Raw genomic sequence first — 12,432 nt, forward strand, 5'->3', positions numbered from 1 at the left:
GCGTAGAGCGGGGGAGGCCCGGCACCGCGCCCCGCAACCCCCTCGGCGTGCCGGGCCTCCCCCGCTCTACGCTGGGGCGATGACGGAGCAGACGGTGCGCATCGGCGGGCGTCGGCTGCGGCTGTCCAACCTCGACAAGGTCCTGTACCCCGAGACCGGGACCACCAAGGGCGAGGTGATCGACTACTACTCGCGCGTCGCCCCGCGTCTGCTCCCGCACGTCGCGGACCGCCCCGTCACACGCAAACGCTGGCCCGATGGCGTCGGCACCGCGACCGAACCCGGGGACCCCTTCTTCGCCAAAGCCCTCGAGCCGGGCGCTCCGGCGTGGGTGCGGCGCTTCCCGATCGACCACTCGTCGGGGGCCAAGGACTACCCCCTCGTCGACGATCTGCCGACGCTGGTCTTCCTCGCGCAGTCCGCGAGCCTCGAGTTGCACGTCCCGCAGTGGCGGTTCTCCCCCGAGGGTGAGCGCCAGAACCCCGACCGCCTGGTGCTCGATCTGGATCCCGGTCCGGGGGTCGGCCTCGCCGAGTGCGCCGAGGTCGCCCGGTGGGCGCGGGCGATCCTGCGCGACATGGGCCTGAACCCCCTCCCGGTCACCAGCGGTAGCAAGGGGATTCACCTCTATGCGCATCTCGACGGTCGTGCGACGAGCGACGCCGCCAGCGCGCTCGCGAAGGAACTCGCGCGCGCGATCGAGGCCGATCACCCTGACCTCGTCGTCAGTCAGATGGCGAAAGCCGCACGCCCGGGCAAAGTGTTCATCGACTGGAGCCAGAACAACGGGTCGAAGACCACGATCGCGCCCTACTCGCTGCGCGGGCGTGCGCAGCCGACGGTCGCGGCCCCCCGCACGTGGGAGGAGCTCGACGACCCCGACCTCCGCCACCTGCTCTTCACCGAGGTTCTCGAGCGCACAGGAGACCCCCTCGCCGCGGTCGAGCGTGACACCGCTCCGCTTCGGGCGTACATCTCCAAACGCAGCGCCGGACGCACGCCCGAACCCGTACCGGACGAGGCCCACGCCGCGCCAGCGCCCGAGGGTCTCCCCCGCTTCGTGATTCAGGAGCACCACGCCTCACGCGTGCACTGGGATCTGCGCCTCGAGCACGGGGGCGTGCTCGTCAGCTGGGCGGTGCCCAAAGGCATCCCCTCGACGACAGCCAAGAACAGTCTGGCGGTCATGACCGAAGACCACCCGATGATGTACCTCGACTTCGCCGGGGAGATCCCGCGCGGCGAGTACGGCGCGGGCATCATGACGATCTGGGACACCGGCACGTTCGAGCTCGAGAAGTGGCGCGACGACGAGGTGATCGCCACGCTCCAGGGACGAGCCGACGGTCCGCTCGGTCGCGTGCGCATCGCGCTGATCCGCACCGAGGGGCGCGGAGAGAAGTCGCAGTGGCTGCTGCACCGGATGAAGACGGATGCCGAGGGCCGCCCGCAGGGCGACGGTCGGCCGGTCGTGGCTCTCGATCACGGGCGGAACGGGTCCGATCCGAAATCCGGCACCGCCGCTGCTTCTCGGCCTGCGGGGCTCGATACGGCCGCGTCGACGGGCTCCCCCGCCGAGGCCTCCTCCACCGACTATCTGCGCCCGATGCTCGCCGTAGCCGCCACGCCCGGCCTCGCCCGGGCGGCCGCCGAGCGGTGGAATCGGGCCTGGGTGGAGATGAAGTGGGACGGCATCCGCGGTGTCGGGCTGTGGGACGGCCGACGTCTGCGCCTGCGTTCGCGCAATGGCAACGACCTCAGCGCGACCTACCCCGAACTCACGACGCTCGACCTCGGGCTCGGCTCCGAGCCGGCGATCGTCGACGGCGAGATCGTCGCCCTCGACGCCCAGGGGCGGCCGAGCTTCCCGCTCCTGCAGAAGCGGATGAACCTCGCCCAGCCGCGCGAGATCGAGAGGGAGGCGCGGCGCACTCCCGTCCAGTTCTACCTGTTCGATGTGCTCGCCGTGGGGGCACGCGATGTCTCCCCTCTCCCGCTCGTCGAGCGCCGCGGCATCCTGGAATCCCTCGCGCGGAACGCGCGACCTCCGGTCGTCGTCCCGCCGGTCTTCGACGACGTGGATGCCGCCTTCGCGACGAGCGGCCGGTTCGGGCTGGAGGGGGTCGTCGTGAAGAATCCGCAGTCGACGTACCGCCACGGCGAACGATCGGAGCTGTGGCTCAAGGTCAAACACACCCGGACGCAGGAGGTCGTGATCGGCGGCGTTCGACCCGGCAAGGGCAACCGCGCGGGCACGATCGGCTCACTGCTCGTGGGCGTACCCGGTCCGGACGGGCTGCGGTACGCCGGACGGGTCGGATCGGGCTTCTCGGAGCAGACGCTCGCGCGGTTGAGCGAGCTGCTCGGGCCGCTCGGGAGCGACACGGATCCGTTCGTGGGCGTTCCGGCAGCCGATGCGCGGGACGCGATCTGGGTGCGCCCCGAGCTCGTCGCGGAGGTCGAGTTCGCCGAGTTCACCCCCGACGGCATCCTGCGACAGGCGCGGTGGCGGGGGTTGCGGCCGGACAAGGATCCGAGCGAGGTGGTGCGGGAGGGCTGAGGGGGTGGCGATTCCGACGATGCGGCGCACGTCACGACCGCTAGCCTGATCGCGTGTTCATCAGCGATCTCGACCTCCAGCTGCTGGTGATCTGGATCGTCGGTCTCGGCGTCATCGCCCTCGCGGCACCGCTGACGTTCCTGCTGACACGGCGCCTTCGTCGTCTCCGGCGATGGCTGCCCTGGGTGGCCACCCTCACGGTGGTGGTCATGAGTTTCCTCGCTCTCGGACAGATCGATGTGTCGGTCAAGACGGCGGATGCCCTCGCCACCCTGGAGCACCAAGTGCATCTCCCGGTCACATATACGGCCGGAGGCTCGTCGCTCACCCTTCGAACGGACGGCAGCGCGGAGCTCGTTGGCGTGGTAGCCGGGGACGACATCCAGAAGAACGCCGCCGGACGGCAGTGCGTGTCCGGAGACACCGCGGCGGTCACGAGCGCGGGGCGGTGGTGGATGGACGCGGACGGCTTCGTGCACATCGAGGCCGGGGGCAGGATCACGCGCCTCTACCCGGACGGGAAGCTGATCCTCGGCTACGGGTGGGCCAAGGGATTCGTGCTGGCCTCCTGCGACGCCGAGTACGCGACCCTCTACCGCGCTCCTGGGCCCTTCTGATCGGTCGAGCGCGTCGGTGGGCGGCCCGGGGTGCCCCCGGCCACTACGCGTGACGCGTGTCGTGCTCGACGTGACCCGCGGGCTCGAGCTGGAAGGTCGAGTGCTCGACGTCGAAGTGGTCGGCCAGGCACCCCTGCAGGGACTCGAGGATGCGGGCCGCACGCCCGTCGGTCAGCGCCGCGTCTTCCACGATGACGTGCGCGCTGAAGACGGGCGCGCCGCGCGTGAGCTGCCACACGTGCACGTCGTGCACGTCGACCACGCCGTCCGTGTCGCGCAGGTGCTGACGGATCTCGGCCACGTGCACGTCGACCGGAGCCGACTCCGTCAGCACGACGACGACCTCGCGCAGCAGGCCGACGGCCCGCGGGACGATGAGGACGGCGATGAGCAGGGAGGCGATGGCATCCGCCTGCGTGAATCCGGTCGTGACGATCACGATCGCCGCGATGATCACGGCGATCGATCCGAAGAGGTCGCCGAGCACCTCGAGGTATGCGCCGCGGACGTTGATGCTCCGCTTCTGCGCGCGACCGAGCACCCACATCGAGATCGCGTTGGCGACCATGCCGGCCGCGGCGACGACGAGCATCAGGCCGCCCTGCACCTCCGCCTCGGCGGGGGCGAGGAGCCGCTGCACCGCCTCGATCCCCACCCACCCACACAGGACGATGAGAATGACGCCGTTCGCGAGCGCCCCCAGCACCTCGGCGCGCTGGTAGCCGAAGGTCCGGCGGTCGTCGGCGGGGCGCGAGGCGATGGCCGTGGCGATCAGTGCCACGACGAGAGCGGCGGCATCCGTGAACATGTGCGCCGCATCCGCGAGCAGGGCGAGGGAGCCCGACAGGATCGCCCCCACGATCTGCACGACCATCACCGACGCGGTGAGCGTCAGGGCGGTGGCGAGCAGACGCCGATTGTTGGCATCGCGGATGCCACCGGCGGGGGCGTGATCGTGCATAGCTCCAGGCTAGGCGGGACACACGATCACCCGCGTGTTTCCGGGGTAGTCGGGAATGAGAACGGGTGTCGCTCTCGCCGGATCAGCGCCGCAGGCCCGCCAGCTGCGCCTGGATCCGCCGGTGCGCGTGCAGCGGCGGATACACCCCGAGGAAGACCGCCATCGGCGCGCGCAGACGCATGTCGCGGATGCCGTGCGCCGCGTAGGTGTTCTCGAAACGATCGATGTAGCGACGGAAATCGCGCGGACGGTCGTCGAGGCGGCGCGCGCCGATCCCGGCCACCATGTTCGAGAAGTAGCCGATGCGCCGACCGGCGAGAGCGAGGTGCACCGCGATGTCGAGGTCTTCGTGCATGATGTCCTCTTCGTCTTCGCAGAGGTACTCGCGCACGTCGCGCCACGCGTCGGCCCGCACGGCCATATTGCTGCCGAAGAGGAACACGAAGTCGCCGGCCAGACGCACCTGCAGCCGGCGGAGCGCGTCATCGATCTGGTGGCCGATCGTCCTCAGCGGCAGGTCGTAGTACTCGACCGGCCCCGAGGCCGCGTCGACCTCCCCCGAGGCGAACACGCGCGACACCTGCGCGACCCAGTCGGGCTTGATGGCCGTGTCGGCGTCGATGCGCCCCAGGACATCGCCGACGGCGGCATCCATCCCGAGGTTCCGCGTCGGGACAAGGCCCTGTCGCTCATCCTGGCGGAGGAGGCGGATGCCGGCACCCGGGTGCTCCGAGACGAAACGCTCGACCACGGCCCGAGTGCCGTCCGTCGATCGGTTGTCGACGACGAGCACCTCCCGAGCCGGCACCGTCTGGCGGACGACTGCCTCGAGGCACTGCGCGATCACGGCCTCCTCGTTGAAGGCGGGCACGATGATCGACACCGAAGGAAGGGGCTTCACGCCTTCCTTCCTACACGCTCAAAGTTTCCGGAGAAGGGGCACGAGATGACGGAACGCCCGTGCGCGGTGCGATTCCGCGTTCTTTTCCTCCGCCGACCACTCGCCCACCGTGCGTTCCTCACCCGGCGTTTGACCCTCCGGGATGAAGATCGGGTCGTAGCCGAAGCCGCCGGTACCGCCGGGGGCCGTCGCGAGCCGACCGGGCCAGCGACCCTCTACGGTGTCCTCGCGACCGTCCGGAACGACCAGCGCGATCACCGACACGAACTGCGCCGTCCGGTGGGGATCGGCCACGTCGGACAGCTGATCGAGCAGCAGTTCGAGGTTGGCCGTGGCGTCCTTCTTGTGTCCTGCCCAATAGGCCGAGAACACCCCGGGCGAGCCGCCCAGCACGTCGACGGCCACGCCCGAGTCGTCCGCCAGGGCGGGTAGTCCGGTGTACGCCGCGGCCGCGCGCGCCTTGATCAGCGCGTTGGCGGCGAAGGTGACGCCGTCTTCGACGGGCTCGGGCCCGTCGTAGCCGACGACCTCGAGATCGGGGCGGACGGCGGCGACGATCGCCTGGAACTCCTCGACCTTGTGCGCGTTGTGCGTGGCGAGGACGACGCGGGCCATCTCAGCCCTCGAGCGCCGCGGTCTGGATGCCGCGCAGCTCGGCGCACCCGTCCACGCTGAGCTCGAGAAGGCGGTCGAGCTCAGCCTTGTCGAACGGCGCGCCCTCGGCGGTGCCCTGCACCTCGACGAACAGCCCCCGGCCCGTGACGACGACGTTCATGTCGGTCTCGGCGCGCACGTCCTCGACGTAGGCGAGGTCGAGCATCGGCTCACCGTCGATGATGCCGACCGACACCGCCGACACCGAGTCGATGAGCACCTCGGAGCGCTGGGCGATGAACTTCTTCTCGCGGCCCCAGGCGATGGCATCCGCCAGGGCGACGTACGCCCCCGTGATCGCGGCGGTGCGCGTGCCGCCGTCGGCCTGCAGCACGTCGCAGTCGATCACGATGGTGTTCTCGCCGAGCGCCTTGGTGTCGACCACGGCCCGCAGGGACCGGCCGATCAGACGCGAGATCTCGTGCGTGCGCCCGCCGACCTTGCCCTTGATGCTCTCGCGGTCGTTGCGGCTGTTCGTCGCGCGCGGGAGCATCGCGTACTCCGCCGTGACCCAGCCCTTGCCCTTGCCGGTGAGCCAGCGCGGCACGCCGTTGGTGAACGAGGCCGTGCACAGCACCTTCGTGCCCCCGAAGGTGATGAGCGCCGAGCCCTCGGCGTGCGCCGACCACCCGCGCTCGATGGTCACGGGACGGAGCTGGTCGTTGGTGCGGCCGTCTTTGCGGGTCATGGGTCCTCCTCGGACGAGTGGATGCCGGGCTGTCAGCGCGGCAGGTCGATGGCGCCGGTCTGCACGAGCTGCACCTCGCGCACCTCACGGCCCATGAGGCGGTTGGCGAGGTTCACGAAATCTTCGGCCGACGAACCGGTGGCTTCGTAGCGGTGTCGGGGAACGGCATCCGGTCCCGCGAGAAGGTCGCGCGAGACGAGCTGGCGGTAGACGTCCTTCGCGGTCTCGCTGTCGCTGGAGACCAGGCTGACGTCGGGACCCATCACGTAGCTGATGGCCCCCTCGAGGAACGGGTAGTGCGTGCACCCGAGCACGACGGTGTCGACGCCGGCGTGGCGGAGCGGGGCGAGGTACTGCTCGGCGGTCGCGAGCACCTCGGGCGAGTCGGTGACGCCCGCCTCGACGAACTCGACGAAACGCGGGCAGGCCTCGGCGAACACGGTGAGGCGTTCGTTGACCTCGAGCATGTCCTGGTAGGCGCGCGAGCCGATCGTGCCGACCGTGCCGATGACGCCGATGCGACCGTTGCGCGTGGTCGACATCGCGGTGCGCACGGCGGGCCCGATGACCTCGACGACGGGGATCTCGTAACGCTCGCGTGCATCTCGCAGCATGGCGGCGGATGCGGTGTTGCAGGCGATCACGAGCATCTTCACGCCCTGCTCGACCAGGGTGTCGAGCACCTCGAGCGCGTAGCGCCGGACGTCGGCGATGGGCTGGGGTCCGTAGGGCGAACGGGCGGTGTCGCCGATGTAGAGGATCGACTCGCGCGGGAGCTGCTGAGAGACCGCCCGGGCGACGGTGAGACCGCCGACCCCCGAGTCGAAGATCCCGATCGGCGCGTCATCCATAGATCCCCAGCCTACCGGGCGGGGTCGGGCGGGCAGGTCTCGGTGCGGAGGCGTACCGAACTCCTGAGAATTCGGGCGTGGGGCCGACTTCAGTGGCCGCCCGTGGGCCTCGCGGCCCGAAACTCAGGAGTTTCGCACGGCGGGGCGTGGGCCCGGCGCGAGCGCGGGGTCGCAATAGGCTGGCGACATGACGCGTAGCACCGCCCTGTACACCGACCGCTACGAACTGACGATGCTCGACGCGGCGCTCCGCGACGGCACCGCGGGACGCCGCTGCGTGTTCGAGGTGTTCGGACGCCGCCTCTCAGGCGGCCGCCGGTTCGGCGTCGTCGCGGGCACGGGCCGTCTGCTCGAAGCCATTCAGGACTTCCGCTTCGGCGACGACGAGCTGCGCTACCTGCGTGACAACCGGATCGTGGATGCCACCACCCTCGACCACCTCGCCGACTACCGCTTCACCGGCTCGGTCACCGGGTACCGGGAGGGCGAGGTGTACTTCCCCGGGTCCCCGCTGCTGACCATCGAGGGCACATTCGCCGACGCGGTCGTGCTCGAGACGCTGGCGTTGAGCATCCTGAACTACGACTCGGCCGTCGCGACCGCTGCCGCCCGCATGAGCGTCGCCGCCGGGGACCGGCCGCTCGCGGAGATGGGTTCGCGGCGCGCGAGCGAGGGAGCCGCCGTCGCCGCCGCCCGGGCCGCCTACATCGCAGGGTTCTCGGCCACGAGCAACCTCGAGGCCGGACGCCGCTGGGGCGTGCCCACGATGGGAACCGCCGCGCACGCCTGGACCCTGCTGCACGACAGCGAGGAGGAGGCGTTCCGGTCGCAGATCGACGCCCTGGGGGCCGGGACCACTCTCCTCATCGACACGTACGACATCGCCGAGGGGGTCCGCACCGCCGTCCGCGTCGCCGGCTCCGAGCTCGGCGGCGTCCGCATCGACTCCGGCGACCTGCCGATCGTCGCCGGGGAGGTACGCGCCCTGCTCGACGAGCTCGGCGCGACGAAGACCCGCATCACCGTGACGAGCGACCTCGACGAGTACGCCCTCGCCGCGCTGGCGGCATCCCCCGTCGACGCCTACGGCGTGGGTACGTCGGTCTCGACCGGTTCGGGCGTCCCCACCGCCGGGCTGGTCTTCAAGCTGGTCGCCCGAGAAGCCACCGACGGCTCTTGGGTGGCCGTGGCGAAAGCGTCCGCGCAGAAGGCCTCCCACGGGGGCCGCAAAGCCGCCTTCCGCACCCTCGATCAGGGCACAGCGACCTCGGAGCTGATCATCGTGAGCGACGGCTTCGAGGAGCTGTCGACCGCCGCCGAGCACCCCGACGCGCGCGCCCTCCAGACCACGCTGATGGTGGAGGGGGAAGCGGATGCCGCGGCCCTGGGCCCCGTCGGCGTCGAGGCCGCGCGGGCCCACCACGCGCGGGTGCGCGAGGAACTCCCGGTACGTGCCCTCGCGCTCAGCAAGGCGGACCCGGCGTTGGCGACGGAGTACCGCGAGGCCACTCCCTCGCGCTGACCGCGCGTTGCGGCGGGGACGTCGCCTCGACGGGCCGCGTCACCGCATCAGACGCGCTGCGTGCGTCGCCGCGACGACTATTTGGTCAGGGACTCGTAGATCTCTTTGCACTGCGGGCACACGGGGAACTTCTCGGGGTCGCGTCCCGGCGTCCACTTCTTGCCGCACAACGCGCGCACCGGCTTGCCGGTCAGGGCCGACTCGAGGATCTTGTCTTTCTTGACGTAATGCGAGAAACGCTCGTGGTCACCCGGCTCGATGTTCTCTTCGCGGATGAGCTCCTCGAGCTCACGATCCAGGGTCGCGAGGCCCCCGCTGTCAGGACTGTCGAGAGGCGTGCTCATGGTGTGCCAGTGTAGCCGCGGCGCGCAGGCGGCGGACCGGTTCTGCGCGAACCCCGCCGCTCAGGTCGCCTCGGCGAACTCCATCAGACGCGTTCCGCGGCGCTCGAACAGCATCGCACCGGCGACGACTCCGACGACGAGGACGATCACACCGGCCCCGAGGCCGACCCACAGGGCCACGACGGCGTCCTCGGTGTCGGAGGCGAGGGCACGACCCGCGAACCACAGCGCGGGCGACGCGGCCAGCAGCGACCCCAGCATCACGAGTCCCTGGGCCAGAACGCCGCCGGAGCCGGTGCGCTGCGGTTGCTGGAACGGGCTGTCTCCCGGACGCGAGACCGCGTACGGTGCCACGACCGACGAGACACTGGACAGGCCGAGACCCGAGAGGAACAGCGCCGCGCACACGCCGATCAGGGCGGGGAGGAACGCCCAACGTCCGTGCGCGACGGTCGCGAGGGGAATCGAGACGGCGAGGATCGGCAGACCGATCAGGAGCACGGGAACGAGGCGCCCGATACGGTCGGACAGCCCACGCACCCCACTGGCGATGTGCATCCACAGGGCGGTGGAGTCGTACGCGAGGTCGTTGTGCGGGAGCCACCCGAAGAACAGCGCCATGATCGGAACCGGCAACAGCGCCGCGACCTCGATCGGCACGCCGGCGACGACGAGGGGAACCATCGACAGGACTGCCGCGATCGGCACGACGACGATGTTCACGAGGTAGCGGCGATCGCGCAGCCAGTACGAGAGGCTGCGGGCGGCGACGGCACCACCGGGCGTCCCGGGAAGCAGGGCGAACCATCCCAGACCGCCGCGCTCGCGCACGGCGACCGGTCGCGGAGTGGTGGTGAGGAGGATTCGCACGAGGACGAACCACAACGCCGCGAGGACCACGACCGTGGCGACGGCGACGATCGCGCTGCCCGCCGCCGCTCCCGGCGTCGGCGCGAGCGCGATCCCCCATGCCGCGCCCACGGGCGTCCAGGCGAGCACCTCGGCGGCGGACACGAGCTGCGTGGGCACGGTGCCCCGCCACTCGAGCGAACCGAGGAAGACGGCCACGGGGACCACGACGACCAGCACGGCGACGAGATAGACCCCCGCGAGCTCACGCGACTGCCGGGGACGCTTGACCAGCGTGCCGAGGGCCATGCTGACGCGCGCCAGCAGGACGCAGGTCGTGAGTCCGAGGATGATCGAGACAGCGCTCGCGAACGCACTCACGCCCTGCTCGCTCCAGGCGATCGCGACGCTGATCGCGAGGACGAGAACGGCGAAGACGGGGACGCTCAGGAATCCGGCGAGCAGGAGCGCACCGGCGAGCGGCCGCGGCTCGGGGCCGACGACGGCGAAGCGGCGCGGGTCGAGCGGGTCCACGGAGGCCGTCACCGGTGGGCCGACCGCGAAGCCGAGCGTGATCGCCGAACCCGCGAGGACCGTCACGACCGCCGCGGTGAGGCGATCGACGTCACCGAGGCCGCTCGCGTTGACGGCGGCGAAGATCGTCCCGGCGACGAGCACGAAAAGACCGACCACCCGCCGGAGGACATCGTCCCGGTCGCCGCGGAGGGCGCCGAGCATCATGGCCAGCCTCAGCCGGAGAACGTGTGCAACCACTCCAGGCCCTCCACGTCGCCGAGACCGCCCGCGAGCTCGAGGAACCTCTGCTCGAGGCTCGCCTCCCCGCGCACTTCGTCGACCGTCCCCTCGGCGAGAACCTGGCCCGACACGATGACGGCGACGCGCGAGCACACGCGCTCGACGAGTTCCATGCCGTGGCTGGACAGGATGACGGTCCCCCCGTGCGAGACGTACGCGCCGAGGATGTCGAGGATCACCGCGCTCGACACGGGGTCGACCGCCTCGAACGGCTCGTCGAGGACGAGCAGCCGCGGCGAGTGGATCATCGCCCCGGCGAGCATGACCTTCTTCGTCATACCGGCGGAGTAGTCCGAGACCGGGCGCGCGAGCGCGTCGACGAGGTCGAAGGCACGCGCGAGATCGGCGGAGCGACTCTCGACGAGGGCCGCGGGGAGACCGCGCAGGGCACCGTAGTACGACAGGAGCTGTCGACCGGTGAGGCGGTCGAAAGTCCGCAGCCGATCCGGGAGCACGCCGATCATCTTCTTCGCGGCCCGCGCGTTCTTGGCCGCGTCCACACCGTTGATCGAGACGGTCCCGCCGTCCGCACGGAGAAGCCCCGCGATGATCGACAGGGTCGTCGTCTTTCCTGCGCCGTTCGGCCCGACGAGGCCGTAGAAGGATCCGGCGGGAATGGTCAGGTCGATGCCGTCGACGGCGCGCAGCTCACCGAAGGTCTTGGTGACGTTGCGCAGGGTCAGCGCGGGAGTCGCGTCATCGGCCTGCGGAGCCGTCGGGGTCTCCGTCGCTGCGACGCCGATGGCGGCTCCCGCGGTGGTCGCGGCGCTCGCCTTGGTCGGGTCGTCGGCCTCGACGTCGGCTTCGGCGTCTGCGTCGGCATCGGCGTCTGCGTCGGCATCGGCATCGGCATCGGCATCGGCATCGGCCGGAGGCTCTTCGACCGGCGCGTCGGCCGGCGTGGGATCCTCGACCTGGGTGGCGTCGCCGCGGGGAGCGTCGGCGTCCGCCATGTCGGCGTCGTCCGTATCGGGCGCCGGAGCGTCGTCGGACGTCTCCGCGGAGACGATCGCTTCGTCGACGGTGTCTTCGGTCGACGAGGATTCCGCCGGTTTCGCTTCTGGCTCGCCGACCGCCCCTGAGGGCTCATCGGCGTCGAGGACGACCACAGGCTCTTCCGCCGCGGAATCCGCCGGCGTGGGATCCTCGACCGGGTGAACGAGCGAGGCGTCCGCGGGCGCGGCCGTCTTGTCGGCGCCCTCTCCTGCCTGCCCCTGCACGGTCTCCGACTCCGCGGTCTCCGACTCCGCGGCATCCGGCCCCGCGACATCCGGCTCCGCGACTCCAGACTCCGCGGTTACCGACTCCACCGCGTCCGGCTCCGCGGCATCCGACTCCGCAGCGTCCGGCTCCGCCGCATCCGACTCCGCAGCGTCCGGCTCCGCCGCATCCGACTCCGCCGGCGCGGCGCCGTCCGGGGCCACCGCGACATCCGACTCCGCCGCATCCAACTCCGCCGGCGCGGCGCCGTCCGGGGCCTGTCTCTTATACAAATATGACGCTGCCGACGATCTTACGCGTGTCAAGCTAGATGGTCGGCGGAACATTAAAAGGGCAACGAAACAGGAGACACGACTGAAGAGAGAGGAAGGCAGGGAGATATAATAAGCAGACATCGACAACGACGACACCGTGCTCACCACAACTCTCGCCGAAGAGGCAGAGCCAA

Annotated in this window: 11 protein-coding genes; 3 read left to right on the plus strand and 8 right to left on the minus strand. The window is 70.6% G+C overall.

Annotated features, from left to right (window positions below):
- Window positions 1–79 precede the first annotated feature (79 nt).
- The gene (locus tag NS220_RS15640) at window positions 80–2,560 is read left to right on the plus strand and encodes an ATP-dependent DNA ligase (RefSeq protein WP_058624947.1); all 2,481 of its coding nucleotides are present in this window, start codon (window positions 80–82) and stop codon (window positions 2,558–2,560) included.
- Between the two features lie 53 nt (window positions 2,561–2,613).
- On the plus strand, window positions 2,614–3,177 hold the full coding sequence (locus NS220_RS15645; RefSeq protein WP_058624948.1) for a hypothetical protein: 564 nt from the start codon (window positions 2,614–2,616) through the stop codon (window positions 3,175–3,177).
- Between the two features lie 43 nt (window positions 3,178–3,220).
- On the opposite strand, the gene NS220_RS15650 is transcribed toward NS220_RS15645, so the two are convergent.
- From NS220_RS15650 to murI, 5 genes are all read right to left on the minus strand, one after another.
- Window positions 3,221–4,138, minus strand: coding sequence for a cation diffusion facilitator family transporter (locus tag NS220_RS15650; RefSeq protein ID WP_058624949.1), 918 nt, complete (start codon window positions 4,136–4,138; stop codon window positions 3,221–3,223).
- An 82-nt stretch (window positions 4,139–4,220) separates the two neighbouring features.
- Window positions 4,221–5,039 carry a glycosyltransferase gene (locus NS220_RS15655; protein ID WP_058624950.1) on the minus strand — a complete coding sequence of 273 codons (819 nt, stop codon included), beginning with the start codon at window positions 5,037–5,039 and terminating at the stop codon, window positions 4,221–4,223.
- 18 nt (window positions 5,040–5,057) lie between these two features.
- Window positions 5,058–5,654, minus strand: a complete 597-nt coding sequence (gene rdgB, locus NS220_RS15660; RefSeq protein WP_058624951.1) for an RdgB/HAM1 family non-canonical purine NTP pyrophosphatase — start codon at window positions 5,652–5,654, stop codon at window positions 5,058–5,060.
- A gap of 1 nt (window position 5,655) precedes the next feature.
- A complete protein-coding gene (gene rph, locus NS220_RS15665) occupies window positions 5,656–6,381 on the minus strand; it encodes a ribonuclease PH (protein ID WP_058624952.1) in 726 nt (241 codons plus the stop codon).
- A gap of 32 nt (window positions 6,382–6,413) precedes the next feature.
- On the minus strand, window positions 6,414–7,232 hold the full coding sequence (murI, locus tag NS220_RS15670; RefSeq protein ID WP_058624953.1) for a glutamate racemase: 819 nt from the start codon (window positions 7,230–7,232) through the stop codon (window positions 6,414–6,416).
- Window positions 7,233–7,419: 187 nt separating this feature from the next.
- Between murI and NS220_RS15675 the strand changes: the two genes are divergently transcribed.
- A complete protein-coding gene (locus tag NS220_RS15675) occupies window positions 7,420–8,754 on the plus strand; it encodes a nicotinate phosphoribosyltransferase (protein ID WP_058624954.1) in 1,335 nt (444 codons plus the stop codon).
- A 77-nt stretch (window positions 8,755–8,831) separates the two neighbouring features.
- Here NS220_RS15675 and NS220_RS15680 read toward each other — a convergent pair whose 3' ends face one another.
- The 3 genes from NS220_RS15680 to NS220_RS20640 are packed head-to-tail and all read right to left on the minus strand — an operon-like array spanning window position 8,832 to window position 12,256.
- Window positions 8,832–9,098 carry a DUF3039 domain-containing protein gene (locus NS220_RS15680; protein WP_043363140.1) on the minus strand — a complete coding sequence of 89 codons (267 nt, stop codon included), beginning with the start codon at window positions 9,096–9,098 and terminating at the stop codon, window positions 8,832–8,834.
- Window positions 9,099–9,158: 60 nt separating this feature from the next.
- A complete protein-coding gene (locus NS220_RS15685; RefSeq protein ID WP_346335432.1) occupies window positions 9,159–10,688 on the minus strand; it encodes a hypothetical protein in 1,530 nt (509 codons plus the stop codon).
- A gap of 8 nt (window positions 10,689–10,696) precedes the next feature.
- Window positions 10,697–12,256, minus strand: coding sequence for an ABC transporter ATP-binding protein (locus tag NS220_RS20640; RefSeq protein WP_242864644.1), 1,560 nt, complete (start codon window positions 12,254–12,256; stop codon window positions 10,697–10,699).
- Window positions 12,257–12,432 lie beyond the last annotated feature (176 nt).

This window comes from Microbacterium testaceum, assembly GCF_001476655.1.
In the GTDB taxonomy this organism is placed as follows: Bacteria; Actinomycetota; Actinomycetes; order Actinomycetales; family Microbacteriaceae; genus Microbacterium; species Microbacterium testaceum_C.

Bases quoted from the DNA above. Each gene is read 5' to 3' on its own strand.
- murI (WP_058624953.1), bottom strand. From the start codon at position 7,232: ATGGATGACGCGCCGATCGGGATCTTCGACTCGGGGGTCGGCGGTCTC.
- NS220_RS15650 (WP_058624949.1), bottom strand. From the start codon at position 4,138: ATGCACGATCACGCCCCCGCCGGTGGCATCCGCGATGCCAACAATCGG.
- rph (WP_058624952.1), bottom strand. From the start codon at position 6,381: ATGACCCGCAAAGACGGCCGCACCAACGACCAGCTCCGTCCCGTGACC.
- rdgB (WP_058624951.1), bottom strand. From the start codon at position 5,654: ATGGCCCGCGTCGTCCTCGCCACGCACAACGCGCACAAGGTCGAGGAG.
- NS220_RS15640 (WP_058624947.1), top strand. From the start codon at position 80: ATGACGGAGCAGACGGTGCGCATCGGCGGGCGTCGGCTGCGGCTGTCC.
- NS220_RS15675 (WP_058624954.1), top strand. From the start codon at position 7,420: ATGACGCGTAGCACCGCCCTGTACACCGACCGCTACGAACTGACGATG.
- NS220_RS15680 (WP_043363140.1), bottom strand. From the start codon at position 9,098: ATGAGCACGCCTCTCGACAGTCCTGACAGCGGGGGCCTCGCGACCCTG.
- NS220_RS15685 (WP_346335432.1), bottom strand. From the start codon at position 10,688: ATGATGCTCGGCGCCCTCCGCGGCGACCGGGACGATGTCCTCCGGCGG.